Source organism: Streptomyces sp. NPDC001100, assembly GCF_053598575.1.
On the sequence record NZ_JBSFKO010000002.1, the window covers coordinates 205,792 to 223,336 of the forward strand.

Below are 17,545 nucleotides of genomic sequence, written 5' to 3' on the forward strand. Positions count from 1 at the left end.
CGTTACGGCTACGCAGCGTGGCGTGGCCGGGTCTGGCGGGAAGCGGATCTTGGGGCCGGGAACTCTTGCTAGGGTCCGCCGACGTGACCGACCACTCGCACGCGGCGGACGCCCCCGCGGACTTCATAGAGGCCACCCGTTCCTCCTACGACGCGATCGCCCCCGCGTACAGCGCGGAACACCCCGACGGCCTGGGCGACGGCCCCCTCGAAACGGCCCTGCTGACCGCCTTCGCGGACCTGGCCCGTACGACGGCGCCCGACGCCCCGGTGGCCGACGCGGGCAGCGGCCCCGGCTATGTGACAGCCCGCCTGAACGCCCTCGGCATCCCGGCCTTCGGCATCGACATCTCCCCGCACATGGTGGCACTGGCCCGCGAGGCCCATCCCCGGCTCCGGTTCGAGGTCGGCTCGATGACGTCCCTGGACGTACCCGACGCGACACTGGCCGGCATCATCGCCCTCTACTCCACGATCCACATCCCCGACGCCGAACTCCCCGGCGTCTTCGAGGAGTTCCACCGGGCCCTGCGCCCCGGCGGCCACGTACTCCTCGCCTTCCAGGCCTCGGACGGCGAACACATCCACATGACGGAGCGCTACGGCCTGGACATCTCCCTCGACTACTACTTCCGGACTCCGGCCGAGGTTGCCGGGTTCCTCACGGGAGCGGGCCTGACCCTGGACGCGCAGGTGCGGGTGGAGCCACGGGGGACGCAGAGGCTGGGGCGGGCTTTCGCACTGGCTCACAAGCCGGGGGAGGCGGCCGGGTGACGGTCGCCTCTCAGGGCGTCCACGGAGGCGGAGAAGGCCACGACCGGGAGGACGAGGACGGCGCCGGCCGGGGCCTTGGAGTCCCGGACGGACAGGAGGGAGTGCCGTTGATCAACGACACCAGGATCGTGGGGAGGAAAGCTCGGGTCGGGCGTGCCCCCCCGAGACGGTCGGGTACTTCGCCGAGTTCCTGGAAATCAACCTGGGTAACACCCCTGCCGGGATGCAGTGGAAGGAAATCATGTCGTTCGTCAGCTACTTCCCCGGCCGGGGAACGGTCCGTGAGACGGCCTGCCTTGAGGGCAGGGCCGAAGGCGTGGCCGCAGGCCAGGCAGCGGGCAGGGACGCAGGCGAGGCCAAGGGGATTCTGTTCGTGCTGGAGGTGCGCGGCATCCCCGTACCGGACAGCGTGCGCGAGCGCATCACCACCTGTACCGATCCCGTCCGCATGGACGCCTGGTTGGAGCGTTCCCGCACGGTCGAGCGGGCGGAGGAGCTGTTCGCGGAGGACCCGGAGACTCCGGGGACCGGGCCCGAGGCGGCCTGATCCCCCGCGCCGCCGCCTCCCCTAAGCCGCCGTAACCGCCGACAACCGATGCACGTCCCTCGCCGTCCCCGTAACCCCCGACAGGAACCCCTGAGCCCGGGGCGAGGCGTTCTCCGTCAGCCAGGCGGGGTCGATGTCGCACACGGCGACCCGGACCTCCGTGCCGACCAGAGCCAGCGGCAAGGTGTGCACGACCGTCGACGGGAAGCTGAGGATCGTACGGCCGATGGGACCCCGGCGGGCGATCAGCTCCAGCGGAAGATCCGGGCGGACGATCTCCAGGCCTGTCTCGACGGCCAGCCGGTGGAGTTTCTCGGTGCTCTCCCTCCGATGCGCGAAGTAGCGCGTCGCGCCGTGGGTCTTGGCCAGGGCGGAGACCGCCTCCACATAGCGGTCGACGTCCACCACGCCCGTTTCCACCAGGGACGTGCCGACCATGTCGGCGCCCTTCGTGAGGCGGGGCGGGCCGAAGGTGGCGCGGGTCCAGGCGAACTCGTTCGCGGTGATCGTGACGCCCTTCGGGGGCTCCTCGATCGGCATCGAGGAGAAGATCTCCACTTTGCGGCGGGTGCCGGGGGTCAGGCGGCGGCGGGCCGAGGACGACACCGGGGCGAAGATCAGGTCCCTGGGGCCCTGTCGGCCGCCCTTGCGGTGCCAGCGGACCAGGCGTTCGCCGCTGGCGAGTTGGGCGACGAACTCCATCGTGGCCGTGCCGTCGTCCACCACCACCAGGTCGCGTGCACTGGTGATGGTGAGCAGGAGTTGTACGTAGCGCGAGAACGGGTCGCCCATGACGATCCGGTCCGCCTTGCGGAGGAGTCGGGTGAGACCGCCGATGGTCTGGAAGGGGGCCGCGGGTCCGCCCCGGGCCTCCTCCCAGCGCACGGTGTGGCCCTCGTCGCGGGCGAGGTCGGCCATGCGGCGCAGCTGGCCGCGGGTCATCGGGTCGGTCGGGGACAGGACCACGAGGGTGAGCCCCCCGCCGGGCGCACCGGACGCCTCCTCGGTTCGGAGCGCACTCAGGTGCGCCCACTCCAGCACGTTCAGAAGCTGTACCGGACTCTCCACGAACGCGAGAGTGTGGGGGGTGAGGCCGGCGGTGCCGGCGTGGGGGCTCATTGTCGTACGACCGTCCCGTGACCGTAAGTGACGCTGGCGCTGGCGCTTGATGGTGCAGACTCGGACCGCTGAGACTCAGACTGCGACCGGCTCGCCCGCGGCCGCGGCGATCTCCGCCTCGGCGACCACGCCGGTGACGCGGCGCAGCTTCTTCATCGGGCCCAGCTCCGAGTCGTAGACCTTCTTGACGCCGTCGCCGAGGGAGGCCTCGATGGTGCGGATGTCGCGGACGAGGCGGGTCAGGCCCTGCGGCTCGACGGAGGCGGCCTGGTCCGAGCCCCACATGGCGCGGTCGAGGGTGATGTGGCGCTCGACGAAGGTGGCGCCGAGCGCGACCGCGGCGAGGGTCGTCTGCAGGCCCGTCTCGTGGCCGGAGTAGCCGATCGGGACGTTGGGGTACTCGGCCTGGAGGGTGTTGATGACGCGGAGGTTGAGCTCCTCGGCCTGCGCGGGGTAGGTCGAAGTGGCGTGGCACATCAGGATGTTGTCCGAGCCGAGGACCTCGACCGCGTGGCGGATCTGCTTCGGCGTCGACATGCCGGTGGAGAGGATGACCGTGCGGCCCGTGGCACGGAGGGAGCGGAGCAGCTCGTCGTCCGTGAGGGAGGCGGAGGCGACCTTGTGGGCGGGGACGTCGAACTTCTCCAGGAAGGCGACGGCCTCGGTGTCCCACGGGGAGGCGAACCAGTCGATGTTCTTGGACTTGGCGTAGTCGTCGATCTGGCGGTACTCGTCCTCGCCGAACTCCACGCGGTGGCGGTAGTCGATGTAGGTCATGCGGCCCCAGGGGGTGTCGCGCTCGATGTCCCACTGGTCGCGCGGGGTGCAGATCTCCGGGGTGCGCTTCTGGAACTTGACGGCGTCGCAGCCGGCTTCGGCGGCGGCGTCGATCAGCTTGAACGCGTTCTCCAGCTCACCGTTGTGGTTGATGCCGATCTCGCCGACGACGTAGACGGGGTGGCCGGGGCCTGCGGTCTTCGAACCGAACTGGCGCAGACGGGAGTTGTTGCTCATGACAGCGGGTTTCCTTAACTGGTGAGGGAATCGAGAGAGGGGCCGAGGATCCAGCTGGCGATCTCTCGGACAGCGCCGTCGCCACCGGGCACGGTGGTGACCGCGCGTGCGGCGCCGCGTACGACGTCGTGGGCGCTCGCGACCGCCACGGGCCAGCCCACGAGGGCGAAGCACGGGAGGTCGTTGACGTCGTTGCCGACGTAGAGCACGCGCTCCGGCGCGATGCCCTGCTCCTCGCACCACTGCTTGAGTGCGAGGTCCTTCCGGTCGATGCCGTGCAGGACCGGGAGCTGGAGCTTCCGGGCCCGGGCGGCGACGACCGGGTTCTGCTCCGAGGACAGGATGAGCATCTTCAGGCCGGTCCTGCGCAGGGCCGCGATGCCGAGTCCGTCGCCGCGGTGCACGGAGACGAACTCCCGTCCTTCGGAATCGATCAGCACCCTGTCGTCGGTCTGGGTGCCGTCGAAGTCGAGTACGACCGCGTCGATGTCATCGGCGGTCGGGAGCGAACCGGGGCGGTCCGCGTCGAACAGCGGGGCCAACGCCCGTGCCCTGGCCAGCTCGTGGGGGTCGTCGATCTCCAACACCCGGGCGGGGTCGGTCCGGACGAGTTCCGTGCGGCCGAAGAAGCGGTGGCCGACCTTGCGGAAGCCGGCCGCGTCCATGCCGTAGACGGCGCCGGTCTCCAGGAAGTCCTGGGGGCGGTCCTGGCGGCGCGGGCGGAAGGACTTGTCGTGGTTGACGCCGTAACCGCCGCTGGTGACAGGCGGGTTGGCGACCTTCGTGGCACCGCCGACCTGGCCGGTGGCGGTCGCCTCGACGACCGTGGTCGCCTCGTCGTCGGCGTCGCGCCACACGAAGCCGTGGAAGGGGGCGACGGTGTGCGCGGTGTCGGCGCCGTTCGCGACGATCGCGTTGACGATGCCGTCGACGTCCTCGCGGACGATGAAGGGGCTGGTGCACTGCACCAGCAGGACCACGTCCACGGCCGCGCCGTGCAGTGCCTCGTGGGCGTCCATCGCGTGCAGGACGGCGGCCTCGGAGGTCGCGGTGTCGCCGGCGATGGCGGCGGGGCGCAGCACGACCTCGGCGCCGGCCTGGCGGGCCGCGGCGGCGATGGCCTGGTCGTCCGTGGAGACCACGACGTCCGTGACCAGTCGGCTGGCGCGGCACTCGCGCACCGCGCGGGCCACCAGCGGCACTCCGCCGACGGGCGCGAGGTTCTTGGCGGGGACGCCCTTGGAGCCGCCGCGCGCGGGGATCACCGCGAGCACCCGGCGCATCGAAACGCCTTGGCCCGCTTGCGGGTTGGACATGGGCTCTACTCCTTGAGCGGGACTGTCGGCGTTCACAGCTCCCCCATCCGGCGGATGACGGGCGCCACGCGCTGCACGCCGTGGCGGTAGGCGCCGCGTGCGGCCCGGCGGACGATCTGCCGGACGGGGCCGGGCGCCTTGTCGGCGGCGGGAGCGCCGGGCAGCGGGGTGCCGTCCGGGCCGAGGTGGTGGCGGGCGAGGATGCCGGGCAGATAGCCGGGGGCGGTCTCGGGCGTGTAGTAGGGGGCGAGGGCGGGCATCTCCTCGCCGGCCAGCAGCTTGGCGATGCGCTCCCGGGCCGCGTCGAAGGCCGTCTCGTACGACCCCTCGGCGGCGACCCCCTGCCGGGCCACCCACTCCGCGTCCGGCACCGGCGTGTACCCGGCGTCCAGTTGCTCCCAGGAGGCGAGGCACCCGGAGCCGACGAAGTGGTGGTTGCCGAGTCCCTCGCGGATGCCGAGGTCGGTCAGCACGACGGTGGGGATACGGCGGTGCAGCGACTCCAGGGCGGCCGTCGAGCTGACGGTCACCAGGAGGTCGGTGCGGTCGAGCACCTCGCCCATGTGCCCGTACACCAGGCTGAAGTTGGCGGGGAGGTCCTTGCCCTGGACCAGCTTCTGGTAGGGCAACTCCTCGATGTGCGTGGTGTGTTCGCCGGGCTTGGAGCGCAGCTTGAGGAGTACCTCGCGGTTCGGGTGGAAACGGGCGTGCTGGATGGCCCGGTTGAGCAGGTAGTCGCGGTCCCTGCGGTTGTCGGGCACCGAGGGCTGCACCGCGAACACGACGGTGTACGGGTCGTGTTCACCGGTGTAGGTGTCCCCGCCGAGGAACGGCAGGGCGACCTCGGTGACCGCGGAGGAGTCGGCGCCGACCCCTTCGTAGACCTCGCGGAAACGGTCCGCGTCCTGGCGGGAGTTGGCGAGGACGAGGTCCGCGCCGTGCCGCAGCAGCAGGCCGTCCGCGAGCTTCTCGTAGACGACCCCGACATAGCCGGTGACGACGACGGGCCGCTCGGCGCGTCCGTGCCAGACCCGTGCCAGTCCGTGCAGCATCGCCTGGACCCCGCCGCCCACGAGGGAGAGGACGAGGATGTCGTACGACTCCTGCTGCATGGCACGCAGGAACTCGACGGCGGTCACCTCGCGGAGGGAGTCCGCGGTGACGCCGACTTCCTTCAGCTGGCGGGCTGTTGGGGTGGCACGACCCCGCAGGAGATAGCCGTCCAAAGAGATGTCCGAATTCGGCGGTGCAATGCGATTCGCGGTGAGCGAACCCCATTTCCACCGGGTGTCGGAATCCGCGAGGACGGCGACTCGCAGGGTCTGCGTTGCACTTGCTGGCACACCGAAGACGCTAGGAAGCCATTCCGTTGCGCGGCCCAACCCGAGGGCAACAAACGGTTAACAGCACAACGCCGAATAGCGAACCGGCACAGGAACGGGCCTCGAAAAAACCCGGTACACAGGTTCGCCACGTGTCGTTCACCCAAAATCAAGGTGACAGTAAAGACGGATGCCGGGCCGCCGCCTAACGTCACTCCCGTGGTCAAGCTCTCCGTCATCGTGCCGTTCTACAACGTGCAGCAATACGCGCCAGACACCCTCAAGAGTCTGCGCGCGAACGCGCGCGCGGACTTCGAATTCATTCTCGTCGACGACTGCTCGCGCGACGGGACACCCGACATTCTCGCGCGCGCGGAGCGCGAGTTGCCAGGCGCGGTGCATGTCCGACACGAGAAGAACGGAGGACTGGCGACCGCGCGCAACACCGGGATCGACAAGGCCCGGGGGGAGTATCTGACGTTCCTCGACGGGGACGACTGGCTCGCCCCCGGATACTTCCCCCAACTGGTGGACGCCATCGAGGAGTTGGGCTGCGACTTCGTGCGCACGGACCATGTCCAGTGCACCGCGCGGGCCCGCACCATCCAGCGGATGCCGCACGGCAGACGCGGCGTCGTGATGAATCCGCGCGAGGCGATCCTGCCCGCCGACCGGTCCACCTCCGTCGACTACGCGTACGCCTGGGCGGGCATCTACCACCGCCGGCTGGTCGACCGCGGCCTGCTCCACTTCACCGACGGGCTGCGCACGGCCGAGGACCGGCCGTGGATCTGGAAGCTGCACCGGGAGGCGGAATCCTTCGCCGCGGTGAGCCTGCTGGGCGTCTTCTACCGGCGCGGGGTCGCCTCTTCCCTGACCCAGATCGGGGATGTCCGCCAGCTCGATTTCATTCGCGCGTTCGACCAGGTCATCGAGGAAACCGCACAGGACCGGGACGCGGACAAACTGCTCCCCAAGGCCGTCCGTACATATTGCGCAATCATTTCCCATCATCTGGGATCCATCGAAAGGTTCGAGCCGGCGGTGGCGAGAAAACTGAAGTCGATGAGCGCCGTCGCCCTGCGACGCATGCCACAGGACGTGGTGGACGAGGCGCTCGACTCCATGGACATCCAGCGCGCGACGAGGCTGCGCCGACTGCGCCGCCGTCCCGCCGCCGCGGGGGCCGCCGCGTGAGGACCCAGATCTTCCTGGCGTCGACGCTGTACGGCACCGCCACGCTGGCCGCCGCCCTCGACTCCGACTCCTTCCGCCCTGCCGACCGGCGCATCCTCCTGGTCTGCAACAACGCGGCGACTCCCGAGACCACGGCCGGCCTCGACGAGGCGCCCGGCTTCGAGCGGCTGCGCGAGCGCTTCGACGACGTGCTGTCGTGGAACGAGACCATCTCCCCCTTCCACCCCGGCGGTTGGGCCCCGCGCCTCGACGACGTCCCGCTGTGGGAGCGGCATCTGCGGCTCCTGTGGAACCTCGGCGACGACGAGGTGGAACTGGTCGTCGAGTCGATCCAGGTCAACCCGGCCCTCGGCTTCTGCCAGATCTTCACCGGCGCCCCCGTCACCGTCTACGCCGACGGCCTGATGAGCTACGGCCCGACCCGCAACAAGATCGACCCGCTGGTCGGCACCCGGGTGGACCGGCTGCTCCACCTGGACCTGGTTCCGGGCCTCACCCCGCTGCTGCTCACCGAGTTCGGTGTCGGACCGGAGATCGTCCCGACCGACGCCTTCGTCAAGGTGCTGGCCGAACTCGGCGACACCGCCGACGAGTTGCCCCCGCTCCCCGACGAACCCGCCCTGCTGCTCGGCCAGTACCTCTCCGCGCTCGACATCCTCACCGCCGAGGAGGAAGAGGACCTGCACGTCCGGATGCTCAAGGGCGTGGTCCAACTCGGCCACACCCGGGTGGTGTTCAAGCCGCACCCCTCGGCGCCAGCTCGCTGGTCGCGCGCGCTGGAGCAGGAGGCGGAGAAGCTCGGCGCCGACCTGACGGTCCTCGACACCCCGGTCCTCGCCGAGGTCCTCTACCAGCGGCTGCGGCCCGTCCTGGTCGTCGGCTGCTTCTCCACCGCGCTGCTCACCGCGAGCGCGCTGTACGGCCTGCCGGTCGCCCGCATCGGCACGTCGACGCTGCTGGACCGGCTGACGCCGTACGAGAACAGCAACCGGGTGCCGGTGACGATCGTCGACGCGCTGGTGCCCGAGCTGACGGACCGTGCGGCGGTCACCGAGCAGCGCGAGGGCATGGGCGTGGCGGTGCTCAACGAGCTGGTGCGGGCGGTCGGTTACGCGATGCAGCCGAAGATCTACCCGAACCTGCGCCGGGCCGCCGAGGCCTATCTGACCCGGCGCTTGGACGGGCACAGCTGGCGCTACTTCAAGCGCAAGCGCCTCACCTCGCTGGCGCTGCCCGGCGCGGTACCGGCCCAGCTCGCGTTCATCCCGCGCAACGCGACCGTGCGCCGGGTCGCCCGGCGGGCCCGCCTGCTGAAGCGGACCGTGAGCCGCTGACGCGGGGCGTACGACAGACCGGCGGGCCGACTCCCCAGGGGCCGGCCCGCCGCGTTGCCCGAGCGCCGTACAGGCGGGTCGTGACGGTGGCCCCACAAGGTTGGGTACGCGCAGGCGAAGCCTGGGTGAACGGACGCGGACGGGGTGACGAAGGGTCGCGGCGAGAGCGTAAACCCGGCCGGATGTCGTTCTAGTGTGCTGAGACCGAGCCAAGTCCCATCGAGGGGAAACCTGTGATCGACACGCCCGCGGACACCCGGGAGAACCCGACGGGCACCGTGGTCCGCGCCGTCCTGCCGCCGACCGCCGAGGCGGCTCCCCCGCCCGAGCCGCCGCGGCCGCCCAAGCGCCGGGAGACCCGCCTGCGCGCACTGGACGGACTGCGCCTGGTCGCCGCGCTGATGGTGGCGGCCTACCACTACGGCGGCCGTGACGGCGACGTCGTCCAGGCGTGGGGCACCTCGCCCAGACACCAGTTCCCCACCCTGCACACGCTGTTCTCGTACGGCTGCCTCGGCGTGCAGGTGTTCTTCGTGATCAGCGGCTTCGTCATCTGCATGAGCGGCTGGGGCCGCCCGCTGCGCTCCTTCTTCGCCTCCCGCGCCTCCAGGCTGCTGCCCGCGTACTGGGCGGCGATCCTCATCGTCACCGGCGTCTTCGCGCTGCCGATGGTCGCGTACAAGGCCGGTACGCCGAGCGACGTCCTGGTCAACCTGACCATGCTGCAGATGCCGTTGGGCGTCGACCGGGTGCTCGGCGTGTGCTGGACGCTGTGGGCGGAGATCCGCTTCTACGCGCTGTTCGCCCTGTGCGTCGTGCTGCCCGGCGCCAACCGACGGCGCGTGATCATGTTCTGCGCCGGCTGGACACTGGCCGCGGCGATCACGCAGGGCGCCAAGTCGCCGCTGCTCGACATCGTCCTGATGCCCGAGTACGCGCCGTACTTCATCGGCGGCGTCGGCCTCTACCTCGTGCACCGAGACCGCAAGGACGCCTACGCGTGGGGCATCGTCGCCGTCAGCTGGCTGATCGGCCAGCACTACGCGGTGGCCAAGCTGTGGCACGCGCCCAACGACACGGCCTTCTCCAACCGTTCCGCGTGGGGCATCATCCTGGTCGTCACCTTCGGCTACGTCGCGGTCGCCGCGATCGCGCTGGGCTGGCTGCGCTGGGCGAACTGGCGCTGGCTGACGGTCGCGGGCGCGCTGACGTACCCCTTCTACCTCGTCCACGAACACCTGGGCTGGGTCGTCATCAAGGCCTACCACCGGACCCTGGGCATCCCGTCGTACGCGACGATCGTGCTCACCGTCCTGACCATGCTGCTGCTGGCGTACGCGCTGAACCGCGTGGTCGAGAACCGGCTGACCCCCCGGCTGCGCGCCCTGCTGTCGACGCCGCGCAACTGACGGACTCCCGTGCACAGGTGCCGCACAGGAATTGGCCTGTCATTCATCTCCGCGCCCGTTTGACCGACCGGCGACGGGCAGATGCTGAGGAGTCCCGCACGGGCTCAAACAGGCGAGCCTGTCCGTACCAGGGAGTGTTCTCCACGATGGCCCTCGTACCAGGCACGATACGACCGCCCCGCCGGCTCGACGACGTTCCCGGCTGGTTTCCCGTTCTCGACCAGGTGCTCTTCGAATGGTTCCTGGACCGGCAGGAGGCCACGGGAACGCGGGGCGATCTGCTGGAGGTCGGGGTGTACATGGGGAAGAGCGCGATCCGTCTCGGGCGGCGCGGCCGGGACGGTGAGAACTTCACGGTGTGCGACCTCTTCGAGGGCGACGCCCTGGACGACGCCAACCGGGCCGAGTCGACGAAGTCGTACAGCGCGCTCACCCAGCAGGTCTTCGAGGAGAACTACCTCGCCTTCCACGACACCCTGCCCCGGGTCCTGAAGGGCCCCAGCAGCATCGTCCCGGCCGAGGTCGCACCGGCCAGCTGCCGCTTCGTCCACATCGACGCCTCGCACCTGTACGAGCACGTCCGCGACGACATCGGCGCGGCCCGCGAGGCGCTGCTGCCCGGCGGGATCGTGGTCCTGGACGACTTCCGCTCGGAGCACACGCCCGGTGTCTCCGTGGCGGTCTGGGAGGCGGTGCTCACCAGGGGCCTGCGCCCGATCTGCCTGAGCACCCAGAAGCTCTACGGCACCTGGGAGGACCCGGGCCCGGTCCAGGACGAGCTGCTGGCGATGGTGCGCGGGCGCGAGGACTGTCACCTGAGCATCCAGCAGGCCGCGGGGCACCGCATCGTCCGCCTGAAGTCGAAGAAGGGCATGCAGGCCCCGCCCTTCCCGCCGTCCCGGTTCGCGCGCCGCGCGGACGAGGTCGCGCCGGCCAAGGCCCCGTCCCGCGGCCGCACCACGGCCCGGGCCCGCCGCTTCGCGGCCGACCTGCTGCCGCCGATCGTCACCCGCGCGATCCGCAACGGCCTCAGCCGCTCCTGAACCGGGCCTCGATGCCCGCGATCACCAGGTCGAGCCCTTCCTCGAAGTGCCGGCCGTAGTCCTGGAAGATCTCCGCGCCCGCCGCGGCCGACATCGGGAAGTCGGCCATCAGGCGGGCGCGTTCGTCCATGTCGTAGCCCTCGCGGCGCTCGTCCGGCAGTGGCTGGACGCCCTGTTCCTCGCTGACGAAACCGATCGTGTAGAGGTACGAGGTCGAGGTCGCGCGGACCGCCTGGGCGAGGGTGAAGCCGGCCTCCGTGAACAGCCGCAGCGTGTCCTCCATCTGCACCGCATGCAGGGTGCCGGTGAAGCGTGAGCCGCTGAAGACCTTGGCGCCGTCGCGGTAGCCGAGCAGTGCGGAGCATCGGCATGACCGGCGAGACCGTCGACCCCAGCCCGATGCTGGTCGCGGACGTCCGCGTCACCGGCCTGGACCGCGACAACGTGCACGTCTTTCCACCGCACGGCGACGTCGGCTTCCTCGCGGTCTTCCCGCTGGCCGGCACCGAGGACTTCCAGGTCATCGCCCAGTTCCCGGAGGGCACCGACGTCGACCTCTCGCTCGACGGCATCCGCGAGACCGTGGCCGCCCGCACCCACCTCACCCCCGGGGACGTGACCGAACTCCGCTGGGCCTCGAACTTCCGGCCGCGCGCCGCACTCGCCGACCGCTTCCGCGCCGGGCGGGTCTTCCTCGCCGGGGACGCGGCCCACGTCCACTCACCGGCCGGCGGACAGGGCCTCAACACCAGCGTCCAGGACGCCTACAACCTCGGCTGGAAACTGGGCGCGGTACTGCGTGGCGGCGCCCCGGAGTCCCTGCTCGACACCTACGAGGAGGAGCGGCTGCCCAACGCCGCCGACATGCTCGGCATCTCCACCCGGGTCCACCGCGGCGAGGTGCAGCGCGGCAAGGCCACCCAACAACTCGGCCTCGGCTACCAGAACCGCTCGCTCTCGGTGGAGACCCGCGCGGACCTGTCCGAGGACGCGCTGCGGGCGGGCGACCGCGCCCCGGACCGCACCGTCGACGGCGTCCGCCTCTTCGACGCCTTCCGCGGCCCGCACTGGACCCTGCTGGCCCTGGACGCCAAGCCCCCGGCGGCCGTCCCCGCCTCGGTCCCCGTCGTAGAGGGCCCGGCCGTCGAGACGTACGGCACGGGTCTTTTCCTGATCCGCCCCGACGGTTACGTCGGCTGGGCGGGCGCCACGGAGGACGGCCTCGCGGAGTACGCGGAGCGCTACGGCCTCCGCTAGACGGAACTGGCGAGCGACAGCTTCACCGCGAACCCCAGGAACAGCGCGCCCGCCGCCGAGGTCGCCCCCGCCGAGAGCCGCCTGCGCCGCCGGAATGCGGTCGCCAGCCGGGTCCCGCCGAAGATCAGCGCACTGAGGTAGAGGAAGCTCGCCACCTGCGCGAAGAAGCCGAGCACGACGAACGACAGCGCGGGGTAGGCGTAGCCCGGGTCGACGAACTGCACGAAGAAGGCGACGAAGAAGAGGATCGCCTTCGGATTGAAGAGACTGACGACGAAGGCACGCCGGTACGGCCGCTCGTCGGCGGCCTCCGCGGCGGGGGCCGACTCCACGGCCGCCCGCTCCTTCCGGGTCCGCCACATCGCCCACGCGGCCCGCAACATTCCGAACGCGAGCCAGGTCAGATACCCGGCCCCCGCGTACTTCACGATCCCGAACAGCACGGCATTGGCCTGCAGCAGCGAGGCGACCCCGGCCGCGGACAGCGTCATCAGCACGGTGTCCCCGCACCAGACACCGGCGGCGGCGGTGTACCCGGCCCGGGTCCCGCGCCGGGCGGCGACCGAGAGGACGTACAGCGAGTTGGGGCCGGGCAGCAGGACGATCAGGACCAGGCCGGCGAGGTAGGTGGGGAGGTCTATGACACCGAACATGAGCACGAGTGTCGCACGGGGCCGGGCGGGTCAGAAGGTGTCGTTCGGGACGTAAGCCCCCCACACCTCCCGAAGGACCCCGCACACCTCCCCCACCGTTCCCCGCGCCCGCAGCGCCTCCTTCATCGGATACAGCACGTTGTCGGTACCGGCCGCCGCCTCCCGTAGCGCGTCCAGCGCCGAGTCCACCGCCTTCTGGTCGCGTCCGGCGCGGAGCCTGGCGAGGCGCTCCACCTGCTGGGCCTCGATGGCCGGGTCGACACGCAGCGGCTCGTACGGTTCCTCCGTGTCGAGGCGGAAGCGGTTGACGCCGACGACGACCCGCTCGCCGGAGTCGGTCTCCTGGGCGACGCGATAGGCGCTGCGCTCGATCTCGCCCTTCTGGAAGCCGCGCTCGATGGCGCCGACCGCGCCGCCCAACTCCTCGACGCGCCGCATCAGTTCGACGGCGGCCCGCTCGACGTCGTCCGTCATCGTCTCCACCGCGTACGAACCCGCGAAAGGGTCGACCGTCGCGGTCACGTCCGTCTCGTACGCCAGGACCTGCTGGGTGCGCAGGGCGAGGCGGGCGCTCTTGTCCGTCGGGAGCGCGATCGCCTCGTCGAAGGAGTTGGTGTGCAGGGACTGCGTGCCGCCGAGGACCGCGGCCAGGCCCTGGACGGCGACGCGGACGAGGTTCACCTCCGGCTGCTGGGCGGTGAGCTGGACACCCGCGGTCTGCGTGTGGAAGCGCAGCATCAGGGATTTCGGGTTCCGCGCGCCGAACTCCTCCCGCATCACCCGGGCCCAGATCCTGCGCGCCGCGCGGAACTTGGCGACCTCTTCGAGGAGTGTCGTACGGGCCACGAAGAAGAACGACAGCCGGGGTGCGAAGTCGTCGACGTCCATGCCGGCCGCGAGCGCGGTGCGGACGTACTCGATGCCGTCGGCGAGGGTGAAGGCGATCTCCTGCGCGGGCGAGGCACCGGCCTCCGCCATGTGGTAGCCGGAGATCGAGATCGTGTTCCACTTCGGGATCTCGGCCCCGCAGTACCGGAAGATGTCCGCGGTCAGGCGGAGGGACGGCTTCGGCGGGAAGATGTACGTCCCGCGCGCGATGTACTCCTTGAGTACGTCGTTCTGGATCGTGCCCGTCAACTGCCCTGCCGCCACGCCCTGTTCCTCGCCGACCAGTTGGTACATCAGCAGGAGGAGAGCCGCGGGGGCGTTGATCGTCATCGACGTCGACACCTTGTCCAGCGGAATGCCGTCGAACAGCACCCGCATGTCGTCGACCGAGTCGACGGCCACTCCCACCTTGCCGACCTCGCCGTGTGCGAGGGGCGCGTCGGAGTCGTGGCCCATCTGGGTGGGCAGGTCGAAGGCGACGGACAGGCCCGTGGTGCCGTGGGCGATGAGTTGCCGGTAACGGGCGTTGGACTCCGCCGCCGTGCCGAAGCCGGCGTACTGCCGCATCGTCCACGGCCGGCCGGTGTACATGGACGGGTACACGCCCCGCGTGAAGGGGTACTCCCCCGGCTCGCCCAGCCGCTCGGCCGGGTCCCAGCCGGCGAGTGCCCCGGGGCCGTAGACGGGTTCGACGGGCAGGCCCGACTCCGATTCGCGCACCATGGTGTGCACCTCCGGACACCACGATGCCGCGCCGTTCGCGGCCCGTCATCCGGGGGTACGTGTCCGGGTGACACCGGTGAGACGGCGGGGGTCCGGGATGCGTACTACGGGTATGGGGAGAGCGATCGTCGCCACGGCGGCCCTGTCGGCGCTGCTGGCGGTGTGCGGCTGCACGGTGCAGGGCACGGACGCGGACGGCAAGCACCACCTGCCGGTGCGCATCGAACTGCCGGGAGCCAAGTCCAGTCCCTCGGCCACGGCGAGCACCCCGGGCACCCCCGCCGCCACGCCCGCCGCGAACGTGCTGTGGTCGCGCGGCGACAGCGGCTCCGGAGTACGCGAGCTGCAAGCGCGGCTACGGCAGGTCGACTGGCTCTTCGACGGGCCGACCGGGACCTACGACGACCTCACCGAGCAGGCCGTCGCCGGTTTCCAGGGCAAGCGCGGGCTGCCGAAGACCGGCGAGACCGACAAGGTCACCTGGCAGCGGCTGGTGAAGATGACCAGGAAGCCGGGGAAGTGGGACCTGTATCTGATGGGCGGCCAGCCGGCCGGCGCACCCGACCCGCGCTGTCTGACCGGCCGGGCGCTGTGCATCGACAAGACGACCCGCACCCTGCGCTGGATGATCGACGGGCGGACGGTGTCGACGATGTCGGTGCGCTTCGGCGCGCAGTACACCCCGACCCGGGACGGTGTGTTCCACGTCTACTGGAAGGCGCGGAACTGGGTGTCGACGCTCTACCACTCCCCCATGCCGTATGCCATGTTCTTCAGCGGCGGCCAGGCGGTGCACTACTCCTACGACTTCTCGATGCGGGGCTACGCGGGCGGCTCGCACGGCTGCGTCAACGTACGGGACGAGGCGGCGATCGCGAGTCTGTTCGCGCAGGTGCGGACCGGCGACAAGGTCGTCGTCTACTGGTGAGTGGTTGTTCATCGGTGAGATGTGCGGGGCGCGGGCGGGACCGGGGGAACGTGTCCCGCCCGCGCCGAGTGCACGAGCCGTAGGTACGGGGGGAACCCCCGGCTCTGTGCGACGGCCGATGACCAGTCGGCTCACTCAGTACTGCGCCACCGGGCCCGAAAACGTCACACCCCGCGCGAAAAAAGTTCCGCGCGTCATGAAATCGCAGGTCAGAGGATGCTGTACGACGGGGCCGGCGCCGGTGTCCGCGAGGAGTCGGGGGTGGACGGCGTCCGCCGGGCGAGCGGGGTGAAGACGGAGGGGAGCGGAGTGGCGACCACGCCGCTGCCCTTGTGACCGCCCGCGCTCCCGCCGACGCCACTGCCACCGCCTGTGTTGCCGTCGCCCGGGGCGAGCGGGGCCATGGTCCCGTTGCCCGCGTCGTCACCGCCCTGACTGCCGCTCTGGTCGCCCTGGCTGCCGCCGGGACCGCTCTGGTCGCCGCCCTGGGAGCCGCCGTTCTTGTCGTTGCCGTCCTGGTCGTCCGAGCCGCCGCCGGTCTTCTTGAGCAGGCCCTTGCAGTACGTCCACACATGGGAGGTGCCGCCCGCCGCGCCCTCCAGGGCGCGCTTGCGGCCGGCCTCCAGGGACTTGCCGTCGCGCACGGCACGGCAGGACGAGGCGACGGCCTTCCACCAGCTGCCCGAGTGGGCGGACCCGTCCTCGCCCGAACCGGCGGCGGGGGTACGGTCCGTGCCGCCGCCGACCGCCTCGCCGGAGGAGTCGCCGGAGCCGGCCGTGGCACCGCCCGCCGAGGGCGTACCCGAACCGAAGGTGCCGCTGGGCGACGGCGAGATCAGCGGGCGGTCCGGGGTCGCGGCGGCGGAGATCGAGGCGGCGGGCGCCGGATCGTCGAACGGCGACGGCAGTACTCCCGTACCGGCCGCGACCGCGCCCCCGCCGGCCAGTCCGACGGCGAGCGCCGCGGTCAGCCCGAACCACGCGGGTCTGCCCGGGCGCGGTCCCCGTACGGTCTCCACGGGCCGCCCGAGCCGGACGAGCCCGGCGTCGGAGGGGTGCGCGCGGCCGGGCCTGCCGACGGCGGACCGCTCGACATCGTTGCCGGTGCGCGCAGCCCTGAAGGCGGCCAACGCGGCTTCCTCGCCCGGGAGTTCGGCCTTGTCCGAGGTGGGTTCCACGGACAGCGCGCCGAGGGTCCTGGCAAGCCGTTCGGCCTGGTCGCGGGCGGCCGGGTCGACGGCTTCGAGGGACTCGCCGCGCAGCAGGAGTTCAGCGGTTTCGCGGTCCAGCCATCGGCGGGGGGTCCGGGGGGTGTCCCCCGGCACAGCAGAGCGCTCGTCGGCCATCACATGTCCTTCTGCGTCCGCGCGCGCGTATGCGTCACAGTGGCGGACGTCACCGCGCGGTCGCGCGGGTCTCGCTGGGGTGGCAGGGCGTCGAGGGCCGCGGCCGATTCCGGGTCGCCGCCGAGCAGTTCCGCGAGCCGTTTCAGCCCGCGGTGCGCGGCCGTGCGGACGGCGCCGGGCCGCTTGCCGAGGGTCTCCGCAGCTGTCTTGGCGTCGAGGCCCATCACCACCCGCAGGACGACGGCCTCGGCCTGGTCCTGCGGGAGTTGGGCGATGAGGGAGAGGGTGCGGTCGGTGGCCAGCGCCTCGATGGCCTCGCCGGCCGTGTCGGACTCGGCGGCGCGGCCGGTCAGCTCGGTCTCGTCGCCGCCTATGGCGGGGCGGCGGCCACGCATCCGTATGTGGTCCAGGGCGCGGTTTCGCGCGATGCGGGCCGCCCATCCCCGGAACCGGTCCGCGTCCCCGCTGAAGCGGTCCAGGTCACGGGCGATCTGCAGCCAGGCCTCGGACGCGACGTCCTCGGCGTCGGGTTCGCCGACCAGCGTCCGTACGTATCCGAGCAACCGTGGGTGCACCGTGCGGTACACAGTCCGGAACGCGGTCTCGTCCCCGTCCTGTGCCGCAAGCACCGCGGCGGTCAGCTCCGCGTCGTCCCCCAGCACGTGGTCCCTCGAAT

At 71.1% G+C, this 17,545-nt stretch carries 15 protein-coding genes and 2 pseudogenes; 8 read left to right on the top strand and 9 right to left on the bottom strand.

The window, feature by feature from the left end; translation table 11 throughout:
• Nucleotides 1-83 precede the first annotated feature (83 nt).
• Entirely contained in the window at nt 84-773 is a 690-nt protein-coding gene (locus tag ACWDEW_RS03205) for a class I SAM-dependent DNA methyltransferase (protein WP_450509069.1), read from the top strand.
• A gap of 241 nt (nt 774-1,014) precedes the next feature.
• Nucleotides 1,015-1,320, top strand: coding sequence for a hypothetical protein (locus tag ACWDEW_RS03210; protein ID WP_450509071.1), 306 nt, complete (start codon nt 1,015-1,017; stop codon nt 1,318-1,320).
• 21 nt (nt 1,321-1,341) lie between these two features.
• Here the strand turns inward: ACWDEW_RS03210 and ACWDEW_RS03215 are convergent, their stop codons facing one another.
• The 4 genes from ACWDEW_RS03215 to ACWDEW_RS03230 form a co-directional block, all read right to left on the bottom strand.
• Nucleotides 1,342-2,439: a hypothetical protein gene (locus ACWDEW_RS03215; RefSeq protein WP_450509073.1), complete on the bottom strand. Its 1,098-nt coding sequence runs from the start codon at nt 2,437-2,439 to the stop codon at nt 1,342-1,344.
• A 75-nt stretch (nt 2,440-2,514) separates the two neighbouring features.
• Nucleotides 2,515-3,453, bottom strand: a complete 939-nt coding sequence (locus tag ACWDEW_RS03220; RefSeq protein WP_450509075.1) for an N-acetylneuraminate synthase family protein — start codon at nt 3,451-3,453, stop codon at nt 2,515-2,517.
• Nucleotides 3,454-3,467: 14 nt separating this feature from the next.
• Nucleotides 3,468-4,769, bottom strand: a complete 1,302-nt coding sequence (locus ACWDEW_RS03225) for a cytidylyltransferase domain-containing protein (protein WP_450509076.1) — start codon at nt 4,767-4,769, stop codon at nt 3,468-3,470.
• A 32-nt stretch (nt 4,770-4,801) separates the two neighbouring features.
• Nucleotides 4,802-6,112 (bottom strand): DUF6716 putative glycosyltransferase, encoded by a 1,311-nt coding sequence (locus tag ACWDEW_RS03230; protein WP_450509078.1) that lies wholly within the window; start codon nt 6,110-6,112, stop codon nt 4,802-4,804.
• Nucleotides 6,113-6,310: 198 nt separating this feature from the next.
• On the opposite strand from ACWDEW_RS03230, the gene ACWDEW_RS03235 reads away from it, so the two are divergent.
• The 4 genes from ACWDEW_RS03235 to ACWDEW_RS03250 all read left to right on the top strand — a co-directional run bounded on the left by ACWDEW_RS03235 (nt 6,311) and on the right by ACWDEW_RS03250 (nt 11,074).
• Nucleotides 6,311-7,288: a glycosyltransferase family 2 protein gene (locus ACWDEW_RS03235; RefSeq protein ID WP_450509080.1), complete on the top strand. Its 978-nt coding sequence runs from the start codon at nt 6,311-6,313 to the stop codon at nt 7,286-7,288.
• Entirely contained in the window at nt 7,285-8,622 is a 1,338-nt protein-coding gene (locus ACWDEW_RS03240; RefSeq protein ID WP_450509082.1) for an alpha-2,8-polysialyltransferase family protein, read from the top strand. The genes ACWDEW_RS03235 and ACWDEW_RS03240 overlap by 4 nt, the downstream gene beginning before the upstream one ends.
• 233 nt (nt 8,623-8,855) lie before the next feature.
• Nucleotides 8,856-10,031 carry an acyltransferase family protein gene (locus ACWDEW_RS03245; RefSeq protein ID WP_450509084.1) on the top strand — a complete coding sequence of 392 codons (1,176 nt, stop codon included), beginning with the start codon at nt 8,856-8,858 and terminating at the stop codon, nt 10,029-10,031.
• 146 nt (nt 10,032-10,177) lie between these two features.
• Nucleotides 10,178-11,074: a class I SAM-dependent methyltransferase gene (locus ACWDEW_RS03250; RefSeq protein ID WP_450509086.1), complete on the top strand. Its 897-nt coding sequence runs from the start codon at nt 10,178-10,180 to the stop codon at nt 11,072-11,074.
• Here ACWDEW_RS03250 and ACWDEW_RS03255 read toward each other — a convergent pair.
• Nucleotides 11,061-11,438: pseudogene (locus ACWDEW_RS03255) on the bottom strand (TetR/AcrR family transcriptional regulator C-terminal domain-containing protein); the annotation flags it as partial. The gene ACWDEW_RS03250 and the pseudogene ACWDEW_RS03255 sit on opposite strands and share 14 nt — an antisense overlap.
• Here ACWDEW_RS03255 and ACWDEW_RS03260 point away from each other — a divergent pair.
• Nucleotides 11,411-12,331: pseudogene (locus ACWDEW_RS03260) on the top strand (FAD-dependent monooxygenase); the annotation flags it as partial. The pseudogenes ACWDEW_RS03255 and ACWDEW_RS03260 overlap by 28 nt on opposite strands.
• Here ACWDEW_RS03260 and leuE read toward each other — a convergent pair.
• Complete coding sequence (gene leuE / locus ACWDEW_RS03265; RefSeq protein ID WP_450509088.1) at nt 12,328-12,984, bottom strand: leucine efflux protein LeuE; 657 nt, start codon at nt 12,982-12,984, stop codon at nt 12,328-12,330. The pseudogene ACWDEW_RS03260 and the gene leuE sit on opposite strands and share 4 nt — an antisense overlap.
• 30 nt (nt 12,985-13,014) lie before the next feature.
• Nucleotides 13,015-14,595 (bottom strand): acyl-CoA mutase large subunit family protein, encoded by a 1,581-nt coding sequence (locus ACWDEW_RS03270; protein ID WP_450509090.1) that lies wholly within the window; start codon nt 14,593-14,595, stop codon nt 13,015-13,017.
• 112 nt (nt 14,596-14,707) lie between these two features.
• Here ACWDEW_RS03270 and ACWDEW_RS03275 point away from each other — a divergent pair, with 112 nt between their 5' ends.
• Nucleotides 14,708-15,523, top strand: coding sequence for a L,D-transpeptidase family protein (locus ACWDEW_RS03275; protein ID WP_450509092.1), 816 nt, complete (start codon nt 14,708-14,710; stop codon nt 15,521-15,523).
• Between the two features lie 209 nt (nt 15,524-15,732).
• On the opposite strand, the gene ACWDEW_RS03280 is transcribed toward ACWDEW_RS03275, so the two are convergent.
• Together ACWDEW_RS03280 and ACWDEW_RS03285 are read right to left on the bottom strand one after the other, a co-directional pair.
• Nucleotides 15,733-16,869: a hypothetical protein gene (locus ACWDEW_RS03280; protein ID WP_450509093.1), complete on the bottom strand. Its 1,137-nt coding sequence runs from the start codon at nt 16,867-16,869 to the stop codon at nt 15,733-15,735.
• A complete protein-coding gene (locus ACWDEW_RS03285; protein ID WP_431252576.1) occupies nt 16,869-17,531 on the bottom strand; it encodes an RNA polymerase sigma factor in 663 nt (220 codons plus the stop codon). The genes ACWDEW_RS03280 and ACWDEW_RS03285 overlap by 1 nt, the downstream gene beginning before the upstream one ends.
• Nucleotides 17,532-17,545: the final 14 nt, after the last annotated feature.